This window comes from Streptomyces sp. NPDC014801 (genome assembly GCF_043082085.1).
Lineage (GTDB): Bacteria > Actinomycetota > Actinomycetes > Streptomycetales > Streptomycetaceae > Streptomyces.
The window spans coordinates 523,495-544,982 of sequence record NZ_JBIBXG010000001.1; the positions used below are offsets into that span (position 1 = coordinate 523,495).

Sequence of the window (21,488 nt, forward strand, 5' to 3'; positions counted from 1 at the left end):
GCCCCATGCCGCCGAGGCCGTCTCAGCCCCGGTCGACGGTCTCGCAGGTCGCCGTCACGCGGTCCAGGGCGGCCGGGTCGGCGGTGACGGTGTCGTTGCCGTTCTCGCACTCGACGCGGTCGTAGCCGCCGTTGCGGCTGACGATCACGTCGTCGCCGCCGCTGCCGCGGAACGTGGCGCGCACGGGCGGGGCGGGCCAGCCGTCGGGGTCCTGGAGATGGTCGGCGGCGTTGCCGCCCACGAGGATGTCCTGGCCGGGGCCGCCGTCGAAGTCGGCCGGGACGGCGAGCAGGTACTCGACGGCGAGCCGGTCGTCGCCGTCCCCGCCGTCGGCGTGCAGGCCGGTGACGCCGGCGACCGTCCCGCAGGTCGCCGTGGTGGCGCTGGTCTGGGTGCAGCCGGCGCCCGCGGTGATCCCGCCGGGGTCGGAGACGCGCAGCCGGACGTTGTCGTTCGCGACGTAGAAGGTCACCCGGCTGTTGGTGCCGGGCACCGGCACGAAGGTGACGGTCCCGCCGGAGCGGCCGACCGTGCCGGTGGAGGCCGCGGCCCGGGCCGGCGGGGCGAACACCAGCGGCACGGCCAGTGCCACGGCCAACCCGGGTATGGCGACTGCGCGCATCCTTGACTCCCGTTGCTCGACCCGTAGGTGCATCTGCACCTTCGACCGGCCCCGGGACGACGGCAAACGTTCCGGCGCAGTCAGGTGACACGGGCGAGTGACGATCGGCAAGCCCCGACGGACCCGCACCCGCCGAACGGCCGAGGCCGCGACGGCGACGGGTCCGGTCCCGTCAGGTCTCGGCGCAGTCCGAGCAGGTGCCGAAGATCTCCACGGTGTGGGCCACGTTCACATAGCCGTGCTCGGCCGCGATGGCCTCCGCCCACTTCTCCACCGCCGGGCCCTCGACCTCGACGGCCTTGCCGCAGGTGCGGCAGACCAGGTGGTGGTGGTGCTCGCCGCTGGAGCAGCGGCGGTAGACGGACTCGCCGTCGGAGGTGCGCAGGACGTCGACCTCGCCGGCCTCGGCGAGGGACTGCAGGGTGCGGTAGACCGTGGTGAGCCCGACGGAGTCGCCCTTGTGCTTGAGCATGTCGTGGAGCTCCTGCGCGCTGCGGAACTCGTCCACCTCGTCGAGCGCCGCCGCCACGGCGGCACGCTGCCGGGTGGCGCGGCCCTTCACGGGCGGTCCAGCGGTCGTCACCGGTTGCCTCCTTCTGTGACGGCGTCCCCTGCCGGGCCATTGTGCCAGCCCGGCAGGGAGGCGGTCAGACGCCGATCTCGTCGGGCGCCGTCCGCCCGGCCGGGATCGCGCACTCCGCCGGGTCCCCGGCGGGCTGTGCGGCGGCCCGGGCGCGGCGCCGGGCCAGCGGCGTGGCCACCGCGGTCAGCGCGACGAACGCCGCGATGGTCAGCAGGACGATCGTCGCGCCGGGCGGCACGTCCTGGTAGTACGAGGTGACGGTGCCGCCGATGGTCACGCTCACCCCGATCGCGACGGCGATCGCGAAGGTCGCCGCGAAGCTGCGGCTGAGCTGCTGGGCGGCGGCGACCGGCACCACCATCAGGGCGCTCACCAGCAGCAGCCCGACCACCCGCATGGCGACGGTCACCGTCACCGCGGCGGTGACGGCGGTGAGCAGGTTCAGCGCCCGCACCGGCAGACCGGTCACCCGGGCGAACTCCTCGTCCTGGCTGACGGCGAACAGCTGCCGGCGCAGGCCCAGCGTGACCAGCACGACGAACGCCGCGAGCAGGCAGATCGCGCGGACGTCCGACGGCGAGACCGTCGACAGGGAGCCGAAGAGGTACGACGTGAGGTTCGCGTTGGAGCCGCCCGGCGCGAGGTTGATGAACAGGACGCCGCCGGCCATGCCGCCGTAGAAGAGCATCGCGAGGGCGATGTCGCCGCGGGTCCGGCCGTACCAGCGGATCAGCTCCATCAGCACCGCGCCGAGCACGGACACCAGCGTCGCCATCCACACCGGCGACGCCGACAGCAGGAAGCCGAGGCCGACGCCGGTCATCGCCACGTGGCCGATGCCGTCGCCCATCAGGGCCTGGCGGCGCTGCACCAGGTAGATGCCGACGGCGGGCGCGGTGATGCCGACGAGGACGGCGGCGAGCAGCGCCCGCTGCATGAAGGCGTAGTTCAGGAGGTCCATCAGCTCAGCAGTCCCGTACGGATCGGTTCGGTGCCCGCCGGTGCGTGAGGGTGGACGTGGTCGTGGCCGGGCAGGGCGTGCTGGCCGACGGCCTTGGGCGGCGGGCCGTCGTGCAGCACGCAGCCGTCGCGCAGCACCACCGCGCGGTCGATGAGGGGCTCCAGCGGCCCGAGCTCGTGCAGCACCAGCAGGACCGTGGCGCCGGCCTCGACCTGCTCCTTCAGGGTGTGCGCGAGCACCTCCTGGCTGGCCAGGTCGACGCCCGCCATCGGCTCGTCCATGATCAGCAGTTCGGGTTCGGCGGCCAGCGCCCGGGCGATCAGCACCCGCTGGTGCTGCCCGCCGGACAGGACGTTCACCGAGTCGCCCGCCCGGTCCGCCATCCCGACCAGCTCCAAGGCGTGCCGTACGGCCTCCCGGTCGGCCTTGCGGAAGACGCCGAAGCGGGTGCGGGAGAGGCGGCCCGAGGAGACGATCTCCGTCACGGTGGCCGGGACGCCGCCCGCGGCGGTGGTGCGCTGCGGGACGTAGCCGACCCTGGACCACTGGCGGAAGCGGCGGCGCGGGGTGCCGAACAGCTCGATCTCGCCGGCGCCGACGGGCACCTGGCCGATGATGCTGCGCACGGCCGTGGACTTGCCGGAGCCGTTCGCGCCGAGCAGGGCGACGACCTCGCCGCGGCGGACGGTCAGGTCGATGCCGCGCAGGACGGTCCGCGCGCCCAGGTCGGCGCGTACGCCGCGCAGCGCGATGACGGGCTCGGGCATGCCGGTCTCCGATCGGTCGGTCACCGCGCCCCCAGCGCGGTGCGCAGGGCCGTGAGGTTGGCCCGCATGACCTGGAGGTAGTCCTGGCCGCGGGACTTCTTGGTGATGCCTTCGATCGGGTCGAGGACGTCGGTCCGCAGGCCCGCGTCGCGCGCCACGGTCTTGGCGGTCTTGTCGCTGACGAGGGTCTCGTAGAAGACGGTGGAGACGCCGTCGGCCTTCGCCATGGCCTGCAGCTCCTTCACGCGGGCGGCGCTGGGCTCCGACTCCGGGTCGAGGCCGTTGATGGCCTCCTCGGTCAGGCCGTAGCGCTCGGCGAGGTAGCCGAAGGCGGCGTGGGTGGTGAGGAAGACCTTGGTCCGGGTGTTCTTCAGCCCGTCGGCGAACTCGGTGTTCAGCGCGTCGAGCTTCTTGACCAGCGCGTCGGTGTTCTTCGTGTAGTCGGCGGCGTGGGCGGGGTCGGCCTTGGCGAAGGCGGCGCCGACGCCGCGGGCGACCTCGGCGTAGCGCACCGGGTCCAGCCAGATGTGCGGGTCCCGGCCGCCGCTCTCCTCGCCGTGCTCGTGGTCGTGCTCCGCGGCGTGCCCGCCGACCTCGTTGCCGTGCTGCTCCAGGGTGGTCAGCGAGGCGGCGTCGATCTTGGTCTTGACGCCGGACTGGGCGACGGCGTCGTCCACGGCGGGCTGCAGGCCCTTGAGGTAGAGGACCGCGTCGGACTCCTCCAGGCGCGCGGTCTGCCGGGTGCTGATCTCCAGGTCGTGCGGTTCCTGGCCGGGCTGGGTGAGGCTGGTGACGTGCACGTGGCCCCCGCCTATCTGCTCGGCGAGGTAGGCCATCGGATAGAAGGACGCGACGACGTCGAACCTGTCCGTCGCGCCGGCGGCCGCGCTGTCGCCGCCGCAGGCGGTGAGGGTGCCGATCCCGAGGGCGGTCGTGGCCGTGACCGCCGCGGCGGATATGAGGCGTCGTCGTACGTTCATGACAGTCATTTTCAACAAATATGGAAACCGTTGTCAACAAGCCGGGTGGGAGGGCCCTTGACCGGGACGGCGGGCGAGGCCGGGACGCCCCCCGATTTGGTCGAGGGGGAGCCCGCGCCGGTACGCTGAAGCATTCGCTGGAAGCATCTCGCTTCGTCGCCCGTCGTCGTAATGAAGAGAGCACCGTGGCCGCCGACAAGATCGACACCATCGTCAGCCTGAGCAAGCGCCGTGGCTTCGTATTCCCCTGCAGTGAGATCTACGGCGGACAGCGCGCCGCCTGGGACTACGGGCCGCTGGGTGTCGAGCTCAAGGAGAACATCAAGCGCCAGTGGTGGCGCTACATGGTGACCTCCCGCGAGGACGTCGTCGGTCTCGACTCGTCCGTCATCCTCGCCCCCGAGGTCTGGGTCGCCTCCGGTCACGTCGCGACCTTCACCGACCCCCTCACGGAGTGCACCTCCTGCCACAAGCGGTTCCGCGCGGACCACCTGGAGGAGGCCTACGAGGAGAAGAAGGGCCACGCCCCGGCCAACGGCCTGGCCGACATCAACTGCCCCAACTGCGGCAACAAGGGCCAGTTCACCGAGCCCAAGCAGTTCTCGGGTCTCCTCTCCACCCACCTCGGCCCCACCCAGGACAGCGGCTCCGTCGCCTACCTGCGCCCCGAGACCGCCCAGGGCATCTTCACCAACTTCGCCCAGGTGCAGGTCGCTTCGCGCAAGAAGCCGCCGTTCGGCATCGCCCAGATGGGCAAGTCGTTCCGCAACGAGATCACGCCGGGCAACTTCATCTTCCGTACCCGCGAGTTCGAGCAGATGGAGATGGAGTTCTTCGTCAAGCCGGGCGAGGACGAGAAGTGGCACGAGTACTGGATGGAGCAGCGCTGGAACTGGTACACGGGCCTGGGCCTGCGTGAGGAGAACATGCGCTGGTACGAGCACCCGAAGGAGAAGCTCTCCCACTACTCCAAGCGCACCGCCGACATCGAGTACCGCTTCCAGTTCGGCGGCAGCGAGTGGGGCGAGCTCGAGGGTGTCGCCAACCGCACCGACTACGACCTGTCCTCCCACTCCAAGGCCTCCGGTCAGGACCTGTCCTTCTACGACCAGGAAGCCAACGAGCGCTGGACGCCGTACGTCATCGAGCCCGCGGCCGGTGTCGGCCGCACCATGCTCGCCTTCCTGCTCGACGCCTACGTCGAGGACGAGGCCCCCAACGCCAAGGGCAAGATGGAGAAGCGCACCGTGCTGCGCCTCGACCACCGCCTCGCCCCGGTGAAGGTCGCCGTCCTCCCGCTGTCCCGCAACGCCGAGCTGTCGCCGAAGGCGAAGGGCCTGGCCCAGGCGCTGCGCCAGCACTGGAACATCGAGTTCGACGACGCCGGCGCCATCGGCCGCCGCTACCGCCGCCAGGACGAGATCGGTACGCCGTTCTGCGTGACCGTCGACTTCGACACGCTGGACGACAACGCCGTGACCGTCCGTGAGCGCGACTCGATGAAGCAGGAGCGCGTCTCCCTCGACCAGATCGAGGGCTACCTGGCCGCGCGCCTGATCGGCTGCTGACGCCGCCCGCACGATGTGGAGGCCCGCCCCCTGACGACAGGGGGCGGGCCTTCTCGCATGGGTGGAGGGGGATGCGGGCTCTTCGGGGACCTCAGGTGACCTTGAGCGTCACGGTCGGGGAGTGCACCTTGCCGGCGGCGACCCGCAGGTACCGGGTGCCCTTGGTGGTGAACGACGCGGTGAGGCGGTAGCTGTTCCCCTTCTTGACGGTGGTGTGGTCGTTCAGGGTCTTCCACGTGCCGTTGTGCATGCTCTGGAGCACCAGTGTGGTGCCGACCTTCAGGCCCTTGGTGCGGCCGGTGAACATCACCTTGTGGCCCGTCTTCACGGTGGTGCGGGTGGACCTGACGGTGATCGAGGCCGCCATGGTGTGGGTGCTGTTGTGTGTGGTGTGGTGCGGGGAGGGTGCCATGGTGTGGTGCGGGGTGGGGGCCGGCGAGGTCGCGGCGAGGGCTCCCGTCGCCCCACCGGCGGCCAGCGCGCCCGCCAGGGCTCCGACCGTGAGCACACGGCCGCAGCGTCCACGGAATGTGGTCTTCATCTTTCGTCTCCTCGATGATGCGCTCCCCGCGAGGTGAGATCCGCGGGGCTCGACGCTTCCCCTCCAGCCTTCGCCCGCCCTCCGCCGCAGGCGAGCATCCTAGGGTGAGGAAGGGGTGAAAAACGCCCTAGATGTGAACGAATGCCCTGGTCGGCGCGGTGGCTGCTCCCGATGACTCTTACTCGGATTCACGACTCCCGGAGGGTCGTGTCGGCGTGACTGACAAGAATGGACTGACAGATATTGAAATCTGTCATCTGTCGTGCCACTCTGGATCCATGACGACACGCACCCGAACCCTCGGCACCACCGGCCCCCAGGTCTCCGCCCTCGGCCTCGGCTGCATGGGCATGTCCGCCCTGTACGGCGACGCCGACCGCGCCGAATCGATCGCCACCGTGCACGCCGCCCTGGAGGCCGGCGTCACCCTGCTCGACACCGGCGACTTCTACGGCATGGGGCACAACGAGATGCTCATCGGCGAGGCGCTGCGCACCGCGCCCGCGGCCCGCCGCGAACAGGCCCTGCTCAGCGTCAAGTTCGGCGCCCTGCGCGACCCGGACGGCGGCTGGAGCGGCTACGACGGCCGCCCCGCCGCCGTGAAGAACTTCGCCGCCTACTCGCTGCAGCGCCTCGGCGTCGACCACATCGACGTCTACCGCATCGCCCGCCTCGACCCCGACGTCCCGATCGAGGAGACCGTCGGCGCCATCGCCGACCTGGTCGAGAAGGGACACGTCCGGCACATCGGCCTCAGCGAGGTCGGCGCCGACACCATCCGCCGCGCCGCCGCCACCGCCCCGATCAGCGACCTGCAGATCGAGTACTCGCTCATCTCCCGCGGCATCGAGGCCGAGATCCTGCCCACCCTGCGCGAGCTGGGCATCGGCGTCACCGCCTACGGAGTGCTCTCCCGCGGCCTGATCTCCGGCCACTTCTCCCGCGACCGGCAGCTCGCCGCACACGACTTCCGCGCCCACTCGCCCCGCTTCCAGGGCGAGAACCTCCAGCACAACCTCGACCTCGTCGAGGCCCTGCGCAAGATCGCCGAGCAGAAGGGCGTGAGCGTCGCGCAGATCGCCATCGCCTGGGTGCTCGCCCAAGGACCGCGCCACGACACGGCCGTCGTGCCGCTCGTCGGCGCCCGCACCCGCGAGCGGCTGAGCGAATCGCTGGGCGCCCTCGACGTGACGCTGGAGGAGGCCGACCTGGCGGCCATCGAGGAGGCCGTGCCGGCGGACGCCGCGGCCGGCGAGCGCTACCCGAGCGCGCAGATGGCACACCTCGACAGCGAACGCTGACCCGGCGCCCGGGTACGGTCTATGACATGGCACCGCCCACCGAGACCCTGACCGCCGAGCGCATCCTCGAAGCCACCGAGGAGGTGCTGCGCCGCCACGGGCCCGCCAAGGCCACCGTGGTCGACGTGGCCCGCGCGCTCGGCGTCAGCCACGGCAGCGTCTACCGGCACTTCCGCACCAAGGCGGCCCTGCGCGAGGCGGTCACCAAGCGGTGGCTGGACCGCACGTCGGAGCGGCTCGCCGGGATCGCGGCCGCCGACGGCAGCCCCGAGGAGCGGCTGCGGGCCTGGCTCGCCGCCCTGTTCGAGGCCAAGCGGCACAAGGCGGGCGACGACCCGGAACTGTTCGCCACCTACACGGTGCTGACCGACGAGAACGGCACGGCCGTCGGCGAGCACATCGCCGACCTCGCCGCGCAGCTGACCCGGATCATCGAGGACGGCGTCACCGCGGGCACCTTCACCGCCGCTGACCCGGCCGCGGCGGCCCGCGCCGTCTTCCACGCCACCGGCCGCTTCCACGACCCCTGTTACGCGGCGGAGTGGAAGAACCCGTCCGTCCAAGGGGACTTCACGACGGTGGTGGACCTGGTGGTGCGCGGACTGACGGCCCGCTGAGCCCGGCGCCCGGGGCGGAGGCGACTCCCCCTGTGCGCGCCGGCGCGGAGGCCTCGGGCGGACGCCGCGCGCTCCCGCCGTACGCGGCGCCGCCGGGGGCTCAGGCGCACGCCCGCCAGAACTCCCGCATGAGTGTGTTCGGGGTCGGGCCGGTCATCGCCACCTGGGACAGCATGATCGTGACGGTGCCCGTCGCCGGGATCACGTGCGCCGTCGTCCCGGTGCCGCCCACCCAGCCGTAGCGACCGGGCACGCTCCACGGGTCGACGGGGTCGACGTCGACCTGGCCGCCGTAGCCCCAGCCCTGACCCTCCAGGAAGAGCGTCACGTCCGCGCGCTGCGCCGCGGTGAGGTGGTTGCTCGTCATCCGGCTCACCGAGGTGGGGGAGAGCAGGCCGGCGCCCCCGGACAGCAGCATCCGGGCGAAGGCCAGCCAGTCGTCGGCGGTCGACACCAGCCCGCCGCCGCCCGAGGGGAAGCGCGGAAGGCCCGCGTAGTCGCCGTCCGGGGTGTCCGTGAGCGTCAGGGTGCCGTCCTGCGCGGGCGCGTACGCCCAGGTGAACCGGTCCCGTTTCGCCGCCGGCACCTCGAAGGCGGTGTCCTTCATGCCCAGCGGCTCCAGGACCCGCTCGGCCAGGAACTCCGGCAGGGTCCTGCCGGTCACGCGGGCCGCCAGCAGCCCCTGCAGGGCGGACGCCGTACCGTACAGCCACGCCTCGCCGGGCTGGTGCAGCAGCGGCACCTCGGCGAGCCGGGCCAGCCATTCGTCCGGGGCGGGCCAACTGCGCATCGGGCGGCTGTGGTCCTGCACCGCGAACAGCGCCCGGACGGCCGGCAGCGAGAAGTCCGGGGCGATGCCCCAGCCGGGGCGCGAGTCGAGCAGGTCCTCCACGGTGATCGCCCGCACCGCCGGCACCACGTCGTCGACGGGTCCGGACGGGGTGCGGACCACCAGCGGCTTCGCCAGTTCCGGCAGCCACTCGGCGATCGGATCGTCCAGCGCGATCCGGCCCTCGTCGACCAGCGTGAGCAGGCCGGCCGCCATCACCGGCTTGGTGAGCGAGGCGATCCTGAAGATCGACTCCCGGGCCATCGGGACCGTGCCGGCGGCGTCCGCCGACCCGACGGCGGCCACCTCGACGTCGTCCCCGCGCGCGACCAGGGCGACGGCACCGGGGACGGTCCCGTCGTCGACACGTCGCCGCAGCGTCTCGTACAGCGTGCTGCTCATCCTTCGGCCTTCCGGTGGGCGGGGAAGCTACGGGTGGTACGACCCCGCCCGCCACCGGAAGTCATCGCCGCCGGGTCCCGTCCCTCGCGCGCGCCGCGGGGCTCAGCCCACCTGCCGGGGCAGACGCAGGCTCAGCAGGCCCGTGAGGACGACGCCCGCCAGCTGGACCAGGAGGGTCGTGATCAGGGCGTCGCGCATGCCGGCGGCCGGGGTCAGGGAGAGGAAGAGCGTGCCCAGGGTGGCGACGCCGAGGGCGAGGGAGGCCTGCTGGGTCGTCGTCATCACGCCGCTGCCGACGCCGGCCCGCGCGGGCGGCACCTCGGAGAGGACCACCCGGTAGATCACGGGCAGTTGCAGGGCCTGGCCGACACCGGCGACCGCCCCGCCCGGCAGGAGTTCCAGGACGCCCAGGTGCGGCCAGGACCGCCAGGCCGCCAGCGCGATCAGGGCCAGACCGGCGCCCTGCAGCACCGCGCCCGCCGTCACCACCCGCGTGCCGTGGCGGGCGACCAGGCGCGGCCCGGCCAGGGAGGTGAAGAAGAACGTCACGGCCAGCGGGGCCAGTGCCAGCCCCGCCGCGACCGGACCGAGGCCCGCGCCCTGCTGGAGCGCGACGGCGACGACGAACATGAAGCCGCTGAAGCCGATCGAGAACGGCAGGATCAGCACCAGCCCCCGCCGCAGCGAGGTCAGCGCGAACAGGCTCGGCGGCACCAGCGGGGTACGGCCCGCCCGGTCCGCGCGGCGCTCCACCCGGTAGAAGGCGGCCGCCGCCACGGGGAACGCGGCCAGCGACAGCCACGTCCACAGCGGCCAGCCCGCCGCGCGCCCCTCGGTGAGCGGAGCCAGCAGGGCGAGCAGGGCGACGGCCAGCAGGACCGTGCCGGGGCCGTCGACCGGCTCCGGGCGCTGCGAACGGGTCTCGGGCACGGTCCGCGCGGCCAGCAGCAGGCCGACGGCCACGACCGGCACGTTGACCAGGAACACCGAGCGCCAGCCGGTGCCCCACAGGTCGGCGGCGACCAGGACGCCGCCCAGGATCTGGCCGGCGACCATGGACAGGCCGGCCGTCGCGCCGTACAGGCCCATCGCCCGGGCGCGGCGCGGGCCGGAGGTGGCCGCCTGGATGGTGGCGAGCACCTGCGGCAGCATCGCCGCGGACGCGGCGCCCTGGGCGACGCGCGCGGCGACCAGGCTCCACGCGTTCGGTGCGAGCCCGCACGCCAGCGAGGTCACACCGAACGCGGCCATCCCGGCGAGGAAGAGGCGCCGCCGGCCGAACAGGTCGCCGAGCCGCCCGCCGAGGACGAGCAGGACGGCGTACGCGACGCCGTACCCGGCGACGACCAGTTCCAGCACGGACTCGCCGGCCCGCAGGTCCTGGCCGATGGTGGGCAGGGCGACGTTGACGATGAAGAAGTCGATCAGGGGCAGTGCCGCGGCGAGCAGCACCGCGAACAGCCCGGGACCGCTCAGCGCGGGCGGCGCGGAGGGGTCCGAGCGGACGGGGCGTGGAGTGATGGTCTCGGTCACGCCACCGAGCCTGCGCCGTGGCGCAGACGGGTACCAGAGTGTCTTTATCCTGGTACCACGACCACCTGGAAACAGGACGCGTGAGGCGGCACCCTGGGAGTATGACCATGCTGGCCCAGGAGACGCAGCCCGCCCTCGCCGCCGCGCGCGGCACCGAGATCCGCCGCCACGAGCTGGCCGCCTTCCTGCGCAGCCGCCGTGAGCGCCTCACCCCCGAGCAGGTCGGCCTGCCCCGCGGCCGCCGGCGCCGCACGCCCGGGCTGCGCCGCGAGGAGGTCGCCCAGCTGTCCGCGGTCGGCGTCACCTGGTACACGTGGCTGGAGCAGGCCCGGGACATCCAGGTCTCCGTGCAGGTGCTGGACTCCCTCGCCCGGGCCCTCCAGCTCGACGCCACCGAACGCGCCCACCTCTTCCAGCTGGCCGGCGCCGTCGACCCGAGCCCGGCGCAGAGCTGCCCCTCGGTGACGCCCGCGGTGCGGGCCCTGCTGGAGCAACTGGAGCCCGTCCCGGCGGCCATCCAGAACGAGCGGTACGACATCGTCGCCTACAACCGCACCTACGGCCTGCTGATGTGCGATCTGGACGAGGTGGCTCCCGAGGACCGCAACTGCCTGATCCTGTCGTACACCCACCCGGAATGGCAGTCCTCGATCGTGCACCTGCAGGAGGCCCAGCGGCTGATGGCGGCCCGCTTCCGCGCCGCGATGGCCGGGCACCTGGGCGAACCCGCCTGGAAGATGCTCCTCAAGCGGCTGCGCGACCAGTCCCCGGACTTCCGCGAGGCCTGGGACCGCCACGAGGTCGTCGCCCACCGCACCAAGCGCAAGGAGTTCCTCAACAAGTACGTGGGCCACCTGGTGCTGGACCACACCGACCTGTGGCTCACCCCCGAGGTCGGCGCGCGCATGGTCAGCTATGTCCCGGCGGACGGCGAGACGCGGGCACGTCTGGAGGAGCTGCAGGCCATCGCCCTGAAGCGGAGCGGAGCCGACCTGCCCGAGGACAGGGCCTAGGTACGCTCCACGGCCCCCACGACCTGCCGCACCTCGTCCGACTCCAGCCGCTCGGCCGTACGCGTCGCGGTCGACCGCGCCCACCGCCCGCTGCTCAGCAGGCCCAGGACCAGCACCGCGAGCCCGCAGCCGACGAGGACCCACCACCCGGGCCGCGCCGCCGAGACGAACGCCTCCCGGTACGACGCGTGCCCCACGCCGGAGGCCAGCAGCGCGCCGACCACCGCGACGCCGAGCGTCTGCCCCAGCTGCCGGCTGGTGGAGGCGACCGCGGCGGCCACCCCGGCCTGCGCCCGCGGCATGCCGGAGACGGCCGTGTTGGTGATCGGCGCGTTCACGAAGCCGAAGCCGATGCCGAAGAGCACGTACCCGAGGAACAGCGTGCCGTTGGCCGTCTCGGCCTCGAACGCGGCGAACAGCACCGCGCTCGCGGTCATCGCCACGCCCGCGACGAGCAGCGGCAGCCGCGGCCCGCGGGAGCCGACCAGCCGCCCGGACAGCGGGGCGCACAGGAACGTCGGCACGGCCATCGGCAGCATCCACAGGCCGGCGTGCAGGGCGCTCAGCCCGCGCACGTTCTGCAGGTACAGCGTGGACAGGAACAGGAAGCCGCCGAGCGCCGCGAACGCGCTGATCGCGATCACGGTGGCCCCGCTGAACGGTGCCGAGCGGAAGAAGCGCAGGTCGATGAGGGGTTCGTCGCGTCGCGGCTCGTACCAGAGCAGGCCGAGCAGGGCGGCCAGGGCGATCGCGGCGAAGGGCAGGACGGAGGCGAGGCCCGCGGCCGGGGCCTCGATGATCGCGTACGTCAGCGCGCCGAACAGGGCGATTACCAGCACCTGGCCGACCGGGTCGGGGCGGCGGGCCTTGGGCGCGCGGGACTCCGGGACGTAGCGCAGGGTGAGCAGCAGGGCCGCGAGGCCGACCGGCAGGTTGAGCCAGAAGATCGACCGCCAGCCCACGGACTCGACCAGCACGCCGGCGACCATCGGGCCCGCGGCCATGGACAGGCCGACGACCGCGCCCCACACGCCGATCGCGCGGGCGCGTTCGCGCGGGTCGGTGAAGGTGTTGGTGATGATCGACATGGCGACCGGGTTGAGCATCGAGCCGCCCACCGCCTGCATCATGCGGAACGCCACCAGCGCGTCCAGGTTCGGCGCGAGGGAGCACAGCGCCGACCCGGCCGTGAAGACGACCAGGCCCAGCATGAAGACCCGCTTGCGGCCGACGCGGTCGGCGGTGGAGCCGGCCAGCATCAGCAGGGACGCCAGGACCAGGGTGTAGGCGTCGATGGTCCACTGCAGCCCGGACGTCGACGCGTGCAGATCGCGCTGCATCGCGGGCAGGGCGACGTTCAGGGCGGTGACGTCGAGGCTCACGATCAGCAGGCTCATGCAGCAGATCGCGAGCACGAGCAGTCTGCGGCGATGGCTCGGCTCGGGCATGGAACCAGAATACCCCTTATCGCTAGTGTGCCTAACTAATTACTTTGGGTGCTGTCGGCGGGCGTACGCGACAATGGGGCCATGCCCACGCCCACGACTGATGTGAACTCCACGCTGCGAATCGGTCCGCACCTCGTCGCACCGCCCGTGGTGCTCGCCCCCATGGCGGGTATCACGAACGCGCCCTTCCGCACCCTGTGCAGGGAGTTCTCCGGCGGCAAGGGCCTGTTCGTCAGCGAGATGATCACCACGCGGGCGCTGGTCGAGCGCAACGACAAGACCATGCAGCTGATCCGCTTCGACGCGAGCGAGCGCCCCCGCTCCATCCAGCTGTACGGCGTCGACCCGGCCACCGTCGGCAAGGCCGTCCGCATGATCGTCGAGGAGGACCTCGCCGACCACATCGACCTCAACTTCGGCTGCCCCGTCCCCAAGGTCACCCGCAAGGGCGGCGGCTCCGCCCTGCCCTACAAGCGCAACCTGCTGCGCGCCATCCTGCGCGAGGCCGTGAGCGGCGCCGGGGACCTGCCGGTGACGATGAAGATGCGCAAGGGCATCGACGACGACCACCTCACCTACCTCGACGCCGGCCGCATCGCCGTCGAGGAGGGCGTCACCGCCATCGCGTTGCACGGCCGCACCACCGCCCAGCACTACGGCGGCACCGCCGACTGGGACGCCATCGCCCGGCTCAAGGAGCACGTCCCGGAGATCCCCGTCCTCGGCAACGGCGACATCTGGTCCGCCGAGGACGCGCTGCGCATGGTCCGCGAGACCGGCTGCGACGGCGTCGTCGTGGGCCGCGGCTGCCTGGGCCGGCCGTGGCTGTTCGCCGACCTGGTCGCCGCGTTCGAGGGCCGGCCCCAGGACTTCGTCCGGCCCACCCTGCGCGAGGTCGCCGACGTCATGGTCCGCCACGCCGGCCTGCTCGGCGAGTGGCTCGGCGACGAGTCCAAGGGCGTGATCGACTTCCGCAAGCACGTCGCCTGGTACCTCAAGGGCTTCGCCGTCGGCTCCGAGATGCGCAAGCGGCTCGCCGTCACCTCCACCCTTGAAGAGCTGCGCGCCGGCCTGGACGAGCTGGACCTCGACCAGCCCTGGCCGGCCGGCGCCGACGGCCCGCGCGGCCGCACCTCCGGCAACAACCGGGTCGTCCTGCCCGACGGCTGGCTGAAGGACCCCTACGACTGCGCGGGCGTCACCGAGGACGCGGAGCTGGACACCTCCGGCGGCTGACCCGCCCCGCTCAGCCGCGGGAGGGGTGCGGCACCGACCCGTACGCCGTCAGGAAGCGGTCGCGGAAGGCGCTCATCTTCCACACCGGGGCGGTGTGCGCCGGCCGCAGTCCGTCGCTCCACCCCCACCCGGCGATCTTCTCGAGCACCTTCGGGTCCTTGGCGACGATCGACACCGGCACGTCCCGGCTGGCGTGGTTGCCGCTGACCCGGGCGATCGGCTGGTGGTCGCCGAGGAAGACCAGCACGGTGTCCTTCGTGCCGTAGCGCTCCAGCCACTGGGTGAGCGCGGTCACCGAGTACTGGACGGACTTGCCGTACTCCTCGCGCGAGGCGGTGGTGTCGGCGATGACGTCCGCGGACTTCTTCCCGGCCTTCTCGATCGCGTCGTAGACCGTGCCGTCCCCGAGCTGGTCCCAGCCGACCATCCGCGGGATCGGCGCCCAGGGCTGGTGGCTGGAGGTGAGGATGATCTCCGACATCAGCGGCTTGTCCCGCTTGCGGCCGTGCTCGCGCTGCTGGAACTGCTGCAGCGCGAACTGGTCCGGCATGGTCGACCAGCTGAACTTCGGCCCCTGGTAGCCCAGTTGGAAGGCGTTGTAGACCTTGTCCAGGCCGTAGTACTTCTGCTCCGGCCAGGCCTTGACCACGCCCGGCATCACCCCGACGGTGTCCCAGGCGCCGGTCTTGGCGAACACCTTCGTCAGGCTGAGGTGGTCGCTGGCCATCACCGTGCGGTAGCGCTGCTGGTTGCTGATCCACAGGCCGGACAGGAAGGTGGAGTGGCCGAGCCAGCTGCCGCCGCCGTACGTCGCCGACGTCAGCCAGCCGCTCTTGGCGTGGAAGCCGGCCTTCGCCAGCGCCTGGGTGCTCGCGGTGAGCGTGCGGTCCACGCCCGGCGCCATGATCGGGTCCTCGACGGCGCTGCGGCCGTAGCTCTCGATGAACGTGAAGATCACGTCCTTGCCCCGCAGGTCCGGCACCAGCTGGGCGGGCGGGGTGTCGCCGAAGGCGTCCACCCGGGCCTCCTTGCCGAACGCGGCCTCGTCGCGCAGCGTGTCCCGCACGGTCCGCGCCTGCGCCTCGGCGACGGTCGCGGTGTGCCGCGAGGCCAGCGGGCCCCCGGCGAGCTGCAGCCCGAACGCGGCGCAGGTGATCCACGCCGTGGCGGCGATCAGCACCCCCCGCACGGCGTGCGCCCGGTGCCGGTCGAGCGCGCCGGCGAGCCGGACGGCGGCCAGCGCGACCAGGACGACCAGCGCCACGACGAGGACCACCGCGCCGATCGTGAGCCCGAACGCGGCCGCACCGCCGAGGGCGTCCCGGACGTAGGACCGGGCGTCGGCGAACAGCTCCCAGTCGAGAATCACGTTGAAGGGCCGCCCGAGGTACTGCTGGAACCCGATGTCCAGCATGTCCAGCACCGCCAGCCACCCCACCAGCGCCCCCGCGGCAGCGGCCACGGCCGTCCGCGCCCGCCGCGGCACATACAGCAGGACGACGGCCCCGACGATCGCCTCGCCCGGCAGCCGCACGAACGCCCCCGGCCGCAGCCCCGTCGGCGTGTTCGGCATCAGCAGGGCGAACTGCACGAGCAGCGCGGCGAGCGCGGTGACGGCGAGCGACAGCCACCGGGCGGCGGAAGGGTGCCGTCCGCGCCACCGGGCGAGCCGGGCGCGCGGATGGGGCAGGCGCGGGAAACGCCGGGGTGCCGAAGGGGCGGGGGCGGTGTCCGCCTCGGCCGCTGCCTCCCGCTCGCGCGTGCTGGTGTCCTGGGACAACCCGGGGTCCTTCCAACGGTGGTGGCCGACGACACCCTCCCGTACGACCGGCCCCGGCCCGGTGTTCAGGAGCCCGGGCAAACACCCGGCAAACGGTGCCCGCGTCCCGGCGGTGTCCTCGGCCCGGCACACGGTTGCGCGCGTCCCGGTGGTGTCCTCGGCTCGGCACGCGGTTGCGCGCGGCCCGGTGGTGTCCTCGGCTCGGCACGCGGTTGCCCGCGTCCCGGCGGTGTCCTCGCCCCGGTACACGGTTGCGCGCGGCCCGGCGGTGTCCTCGCCCCGGCGCACGGTTGCCCGCGGCCCGGTGGTGTCCTCGCCCCGGCGCACGGTTGCCCGCGTCCCGGTGGTGTCCTGGGCCCGGTACACGGTTGCGCGCGGCCCGGCCGGTGTCCTCGCCCCTGTGGTGGGCGCACCCGCGTCACACGCCGCCCACGGCCGTGAGCAACGCGAGCGGCGCGGCCGCGGACCGGGCCTCCCGCACGCACGCGTGCGGATACGGCACCGGCTCCCCGTGCACGTCCCGCCCGTAGCCCGCCAGCACCTCCGGCAGCCGGTGCCCGCTCGCCGCCGCCGCGTCGACCAGGCCCCGCGCGATCTCCCGTGCCTCGTCGTGCAGCCCGTACCGGGCCAGCCCCAGCGCGATGACCGCGTTGTCGTGCGGCCACACCGAGCCCCGGTGGTACGACAGCGGGTGGTACGCCGGCTGCCCCGCGGCCAGCGTCCGCACCCCCCAGCCGGAGAAGAAGTCCGGCTGCAGCAGCCGCCGGCCCACCTGCTCGCCGTACTCCTTGTCCAGCAGCCCCGACCACAGCAGATGCCCGGCGTCCGAGGCCAGCGCGTCGACCCGGCGGCCCGCCCCGTCCAGGGCCAGCGCCGGAAAGTCGTGCTCCGGCATCCAGAAGTCCCGCTGGAAGCGGTCGCGCAGATCGGCGGCGGCCTGCTCCAGCAGCGCCGCGTACACCTCGTCCGCCCACGCCGTGCGCGCCAGCCACGCCGTGCGCCGCAGCGCGTCGTAGGCGTAGCCCTGAGCGCCCGCCGCCATCACCGGACCGGTGGGGCGGCTGCCGTCGGCGGAGCAGATCGCGCCGGGGGAGTCCTTCCAGTTCTGGTTGGCGAGGCCGCCCCGGTCGGCGCGGTAGACCAGGTAGCCGCGGGAGGTGAGGCCGCCGTGGTCCAGCATCCAGCCGACGGCGGCGCGGGCGTGCGGCTGGAGCCGGCGCGCCAGGTGCGTGTCGCCGGTGTGCTCGACGTACGCCCCGAGCAGCACGAGGAAGAGCGGCGTCGCGTCGACCGAGCCGTAGTACCGCCGGAACGGCACCTGACCGAAGTGCGCGAGCTCCCCGTACCGTAATTCGTGGACGATCTTGCCGGGCTGGGCGACCGGTTCCGTGCCGCCCTCGCGGGCCTGGGTCGCGGCGAGCGCGAGCAGCGTGCCGGCGGCCGGGCCGGGCCGGTAGGGGAGCGTGAACAGGGCGGTGAGCAGGGCGTCCCGGCCGAGCAGGGTCAGGAACCACGGTGCTCCCGCGGCGGGCACGCGCAGGTCCTCGCCGTCCGGTCCGCGCGCCGGCACCTGCAGCGCCGCGAGGTCCGCGAGGCCGCGCGCACAGGCCGCGGCCAGCTCCGGCCGGCCGGCCGGGAAGGCGACGCCCTCCATGAACGCCGCCTCCAGCGCCTTGAGGCGGCGGGTCACGGCGGCCGGGTCGCGGGGCACGCGCCGGGCGCGCCGGTCGCCGTGCGGGCGGGCGATCACCCGCAGGACGACTTCCGCGGTGGCGTGCGGGCCGAGCTCCACCGTCCACACCAGGCGGCGGGCGCCCGTGCCGGTCTCCTCCACGGCGTCGGGCGCCGGGTCGGCGGTGATCGTCGTACAGGACCGCCACTCGGCGCGGCGGTAGGTGAACTCGATGCCGTCGGGCAGGACTTCACGGGAGCGTACGGCGCCGGCCTTGACGTAGGTCCGGTGGTCGGCGCGGAGCTCGAACTGGTCGGTGAAGTCGGCGTCGACGGTGAGGGCGAGCCGGAGGGTGGTCGGCGCGGGGCGGTTGCTGGTCACGCGCAGCGACTCCACGAACGAGCCGTCCCCGACGGCCTGTTCCCGGAAGAGCGTGTGCGCGGGCGGCTCCTGCCGGCCCCCGCGCGGGACGAGCACGCAGGACGCGGTGTCCCCGTCCGCGACCGGGGTGAGCACCTCGGGCACGGCCCCGTCGACGGTGAGCTGCCAGCGGCTGAGGTGCCGGGCGTCCCGCACGAACAGCCCGTCCGGACGGCTGCCGCCGCGGACCCCGCTGATGTCGCCCCGGTCGCCCACGGCCGCGAACGTCGCGCCGTGCACGAGCAGATGATGCCGGTCCGTCATCCCAGGTCCCCTCCCTTGTCACCCCTGGTGGAACGCGTCGGCGCCCGGCGCGGACACGCCCTTTTGTGCACTCTTGTCCAGCTTTTGACGTGCGTGCGAGCCGGGGCCGTGCGACGCGGGCTCGTGCGACACGGGGCCCGTGGCGGCCAGGTCCAGCGCGAGCGCCGCCGTCCAGCCGAAACCGGTCGCCCCGCAGGCCGCGCCGGTGTACGGATCGGTGTACTCGGCGAAACCCGTGGCGTCCGCGAGGCCGAGCATCGCCGCACGCAGGGCGTCCGCCCGCGACGCCTCGCCGTGCGTCCGCAGCCCCCGCTCCAGCAGCCAGGCGGTGTTGAACCACGCCGGGCCCCGCCAGTAGCGGTGCGGGTCGAAGGACTCCCCGAGCAGGTCGTAACTGGGCACCAGACGGGCGGTGGTGCCGAGCCCGAAGTGCGGGCCGGTGAGCGTGCGGACGAGCGCGGCGGCCTGCGCGCGCGGCAGCGCCGGCAGCAGCAGCGGAACCAGCCCGGACACCCCGCGCTCGGGGATCAGCCCGCCACCGGCGACGTCCCGGCACAGGAACATCTGCCGCACCGGGTCCCACAGCCGCCGCACCAGCACCCCGGTCAGCCGCTCGGCGCGCGCGTGCCGGGCGGTGGCGGGCGCGCCCAGCTCCTGGGCGATCCGGGCGAGCGCGTGCTCGGAGGCGATCAGCAGGGCGTTGAACGCGGGGTCCTCGACGGCGAACGCACCCGGCCCGTCGGCGTAGCCGCGGTCCCGGTAGTCGCCCGCCAGCCGCACGTACCGCCCGTAGTCCAGGTCGGTGGGCCGGTCCCCGGCGGCGCCGTGGTCGAGGTCGGCGCGGCGGAAGGAACGGGCCGGGGCGGGGGTGATCCGGGCGAGCGGGGCGTCCCAGCAGGGGCTGTTGTCCATGCCCTGCTCCCACGGGTGCACCACGGACACCAGCCCGCCGCCGCCCAGGTCCCGCCGGTGCAGCAGATACCGGTGCCAGGCGGCCAGCCGCGGGTACAGCCGGGCGAGGAAGCCGCGCTCCCGGGACAGTCGCGGATCGGCGCGGTGCACCAGCCATGCGGCCAGCGCGTGCACCGGTGGCTGCACGATGCCGGAGGTCTGTACGGTGCGCGGGGCGCCGGCGGTGCGCCCGGCGGTGGTGGAGCGCCAGAAGTCGGGGCTCGGGAAGTAGGCGTCGAGCGGGACGGAGGGGTTGAAGACGATGTGCGGCACCCGCCCGTCGCCCCATTGGGCGGCCAGCAGCGTTTCCAGCTCCGTCTGCGCCCGTAACGGCGACAGATGCCTCAGGCCGATCGCGATGAAGGCCGAGTCCCAGGACCACTGGTGCGGATACAGGCGGCGGGAGGGCACGGTGGAGGTGCCGGTCCAGTTGGCCTCCAGCACGGCGGCGGCCCGGCGGCGCAGCTCAAGGGCGGCGGGCGGCGGATCGTATGCGGTCTCCCGCCCGGTGCCGGGGGCGGTGCCGGTGCCGGTACCGGCGCCTGTGCCGGTTCCGCTGCCGGGGCCGGTGAGCTGGGCCGTGCGATCCACGCGGGACTCCCCGAACGTCGTGCGGCCGGACGGGCCGGCCGGGACCACCTAGGGTTACGTCTATTTAACACGCAAAACTCACTATGTAATGCACGATGGGGAAGCACAAGGGGGTGCGCATGACGGGACGGCCCGGCAGAACAGGACGCGGCGGGAACCAGGCCGGTGCCGGAGACCTGCTGGCACTGGTGCGCAGCGGCCGCGCCACCACCCGCGGGGCGCTGCAGCAGGCGACGGGACTGTCCCGGGCGACCGTCGGCCAGCGCCTGGACCGGCTCTTTCGGGCCGGCTGGCTGCGCGAGGGCCCCGGCGGCCCGGTCGGCTCACCGCTGGGCGGACGCCCGTCGATCACCCTGGAGTTCGACGACGAGCACGCCGTCGTGCTGGCCGCCGACCTGGACACCCGGCACGCGCGGGCGGCCCTGCTGACGCTGACCGGCGACATCCTCGCCGAGCGCACCGGCACCCTGGTCGTCGAGGACGGGCCCGAGGCGGTGCTCGGCGAACTGGGCCGCTGGTTCGCGGGCCTGCTGTCCGGCGCGGGGCGCGGCGCGGGGGAGGTGTGCGGGATCGGGCTGGCCGTGCCCGGCCCGGTGGACAGCGAGTCGGGCCGGGTCGTGCAGCCGCCGATCATGCCGGGCTGGGACGGCTACGACATAACGGGCCGCCTCGCCCGTTCCTTCGCCGACCACACCGGCACTCCGGCCACGGCGATCCCGGTCCTCGTCGACAACGACGCCAACCTCATGGCGTACGGCGAGCAGCGCGCCGCCCACCCGGACTGCTCGGCCTTCGTCCTGGTCAAGGTGTCGACGGGGATCGGCGCCGGTGTGGTGGTGGACGGGTCCGTCTACCGCGGCATCGACGGCGGGGCCGGCGACATCGGCCACATCCGGGTGCCCGGGGGCGAGCGGGCGCTGTGCCGGTGCGGGTCCTACGGCTGCCTGGCGGCCGTCGCGAGCGGCGGTGCCGTGGCGCGGCGGCTGGCGGAGGCGGGGGTGCCGGCGGCGTCCGGCTCGGATGTGCGGGACCTGCTGGCGGCGGGGCACCCGGAGGCCGTGGGACTGGCGCGGGAGGCCGGGCGCCGGGTGGGCGAGGTGCTGGCGACGGTGGTGACGCTGCTGAACCCGGGCGTGCTGATGATCGCCGGGGACCTGGCCGGGACGCCGTTCCTCACCGGCGTACGGGAGTTGCTGTACCAGCGGGCGCTGCCGCGCTCCACCGCCCGGCTGGAGGTGGTGACCTCGCGGCTGGGGGAGCGGGCCGCGGTGCTGGGCGCCGGGGCGCTGGTCGTGGAGCACCTGTACGCGCCGGAGCGGGCGGAGGAGCGGCTGCGGGCGCTGGGGGTGTGAGGCGCCGGCGGGCTGAGGCGGCGGCGGGCTGACGTGCCGGCGGGCTGAGGCGCCGGC

The 21,488-nt window shown here is 73.5% G+C and carries 18 protein-coding genes; 6 read left to right on the forward strand and 12 right to left on the reverse strand.

The genetic code is table 11. The features are described 5' to 3' along the window. Nucleotides 1–22: 22 nt before the first annotated feature. From ACF1AL_RS02290 to ACF1AL_RS02310, 5 genes are all read right to left on the reverse strand, one after another. Entirely contained in the window at nt 23–622 is a 600-nt protein-coding gene (locus ACF1AL_RS02290; protein WP_386583227.1) for a hypothetical protein, read from the reverse strand. Nucleotides 623–794: 172 nt separating this feature from the next. Beyond that, on the reverse strand, nt 795–1,205 hold the full coding sequence (locus tag ACF1AL_RS02295) for a transcriptional repressor (protein ID WP_366834615.1): 411 nt from the start codon (nt 1,203–1,205) through the stop codon (nt 795–797). A gap of 64 nt (nt 1,206–1,269) precedes the next feature. Then, nucleotides 1,270–2,166 carry a metal ABC transporter permease gene (locus ACF1AL_RS02300; RefSeq protein ID WP_366834616.1) on the reverse strand — a complete coding sequence of 299 codons (897 nt, stop codon included), beginning with the start codon at nt 2,164–2,166 and terminating at the stop codon, nt 1,270–1,272. Beyond that, on the reverse strand, nt 2,166–2,933 hold the full coding sequence (locus ACF1AL_RS02305) for a metal ABC transporter ATP-binding protein (RefSeq protein ID WP_391779904.1): 768 nt from the start codon (nt 2,931–2,933) through the stop codon (nt 2,166–2,168). Before ACF1AL_RS02305 ends, ACF1AL_RS02300 begins: the two co-directional genes overlap by 1 nt. 20 nt (nt 2,934–2,953) lie before the next feature. After that, nucleotides 2,954–3,913 carry a metal ABC transporter substrate-binding protein gene (locus tag ACF1AL_RS02310; protein ID WP_386419327.1) on the reverse strand — a complete coding sequence of 320 codons (960 nt, stop codon included), beginning with the start codon at nt 3,911–3,913 and terminating at the stop codon, nt 2,954–2,956. A 185-nt stretch (nt 3,914–4,098) separates the two neighbouring features. Between ACF1AL_RS02310 and ACF1AL_RS02315 the strand changes: the two genes are divergently transcribed. Beyond that, nucleotides 4,099–5,481, forward strand: a complete 1,383-nt coding sequence (locus ACF1AL_RS02315; protein WP_391825350.1) for a glycine--tRNA ligase — start codon at nt 4,099–4,101, stop codon at nt 5,479–5,481. A 91-nt stretch (nt 5,482–5,572) separates the two neighbouring features. Here the strand turns inward: ACF1AL_RS02315 and ACF1AL_RS02320 are convergent, their stop codons facing one another. Continuing rightward, a complete protein-coding gene (locus ACF1AL_RS02320) occupies nt 5,573–6,022 on the reverse strand; it encodes a hypothetical protein (RefSeq protein WP_391825351.1) in 450 nt (149 codons plus the stop codon). Nucleotides 6,023–6,300: 278 nt separating this feature from the next. Here ACF1AL_RS02320 and ACF1AL_RS02325 point away from each other — a divergent pair, with 278 nt between their 5' ends. Together ACF1AL_RS02325 and ACF1AL_RS02330 are read left to right on the forward strand one after the other, a co-directional pair. Beyond that, a complete protein-coding gene (locus ACF1AL_RS02325) occupies nt 6,301–7,323 on the forward strand; it encodes an aldo/keto reductase (protein ID WP_391694938.1) in 1,023 nt (340 codons plus the stop codon). A 26-nt stretch (nt 7,324–7,349) separates the two neighbouring features. Then, the gene (locus ACF1AL_RS02330; RefSeq protein WP_384208993.1) at nt 7,350–7,940 is read left to right on the forward strand and encodes a TetR/AcrR family transcriptional regulator; all 591 of its coding nucleotides are present in this window, start codon (nt 7,350–7,352) and stop codon (nt 7,938–7,940) included. 100 nt (nt 7,941–8,040) lie between these two features. On the opposite strand, the gene ACF1AL_RS02335 is transcribed toward ACF1AL_RS02330, so the two are convergent. Then, the gene (locus tag ACF1AL_RS02335; RefSeq protein ID WP_391779909.1) at nt 8,041–9,171 is read right to left on the reverse strand and encodes a serine hydrolase domain-containing protein; all 1,131 of its coding nucleotides are present in this window, start codon (nt 9,169–9,171) and stop codon (nt 8,041–8,043) included. Nucleotides 9,172–9,273: 102 nt separating this feature from the next. Further along, entirely contained in the window at nt 9,274–10,704 is a 1,431-nt protein-coding gene (locus ACF1AL_RS02340) for an MFS transporter (RefSeq protein WP_366834624.1), read from the reverse strand. 101 nt (nt 10,705–10,805) lie between these two features. Here ACF1AL_RS02340 and ACF1AL_RS02345 point away from each other — a divergent pair, with 101 nt between their 5' ends. Continuing rightward, entirely contained in the window at nt 10,806–11,717 is a 912-nt protein-coding gene (locus tag ACF1AL_RS02345; RefSeq protein WP_391779910.1) for a helix-turn-helix transcriptional regulator, read from the forward strand. Here the strand turns inward: ACF1AL_RS02345 and ACF1AL_RS02350 are convergent. Next, nucleotides 11,714–13,165 carry an MFS transporter gene (locus ACF1AL_RS02350; RefSeq protein WP_391659424.1) on the reverse strand — a complete coding sequence of 484 codons (1,452 nt, stop codon included), beginning with the start codon at nt 13,163–13,165 and terminating at the stop codon, nt 11,714–11,716. The genes ACF1AL_RS02345 and ACF1AL_RS02350 overlap by 4 nt on opposite strands. Nucleotides 13,166–13,246: 81 nt before the next feature. Between ACF1AL_RS02350 and dusB the strand changes: the two genes are divergently transcribed. Next, a complete protein-coding gene (gene dusB / locus ACF1AL_RS02355) occupies nt 13,247–14,401 on the forward strand; it encodes a tRNA dihydrouridine synthase DusB (protein WP_391779911.1) in 1,155 nt (384 codons plus the stop codon). A gap of 10 nt (nt 14,402–14,411) precedes the next feature. Here dusB and ACF1AL_RS02360 read toward each other — a convergent pair whose 3' ends face one another. From ACF1AL_RS02360 to ACF1AL_RS02370, 3 genes are all read right to left on the reverse strand, one after another. Next, the gene (locus ACF1AL_RS02360) at nt 14,412–16,181 is read right to left on the reverse strand and encodes a CDP-alcohol phosphatidyltransferase (protein WP_391779912.1); all 1,770 of its coding nucleotides are present in this window, start codon (nt 16,179–16,181) and stop codon (nt 14,412–14,414) included. Nucleotides 16,182–16,599: 418 nt separating this feature from the next. Next, nucleotides 16,600–18,537, reverse strand: coding sequence for a glycogen debranching N-terminal domain-containing protein (locus ACF1AL_RS02365; protein ID WP_391825352.1), 1,938 nt, complete (start codon nt 18,535–18,537; stop codon nt 16,600–16,602). An 18-nt stretch (nt 18,538–18,555) separates the two neighbouring features. Then, nucleotides 18,556–20,079: a hypothetical protein gene (locus ACF1AL_RS02370; protein WP_391825353.1), complete on the reverse strand. Its 1,524-nt coding sequence runs from the start codon at nt 20,077–20,079 to the stop codon at nt 18,556–18,558. A 119-nt stretch (nt 20,080–20,198) separates the two neighbouring features. Between ACF1AL_RS02370 and ACF1AL_RS02375 the strand changes: the two genes are divergently transcribed. After that, nucleotides 20,199–21,431: an ROK family protein gene (locus ACF1AL_RS02375; protein WP_366834712.1), complete on the forward strand. Its 1,233-nt coding sequence runs from the start codon at nt 20,199–20,201 to the stop codon at nt 21,429–21,431. The last annotated feature ends 57 nt before the right edge of the window (nt 21,432–21,488 follow it).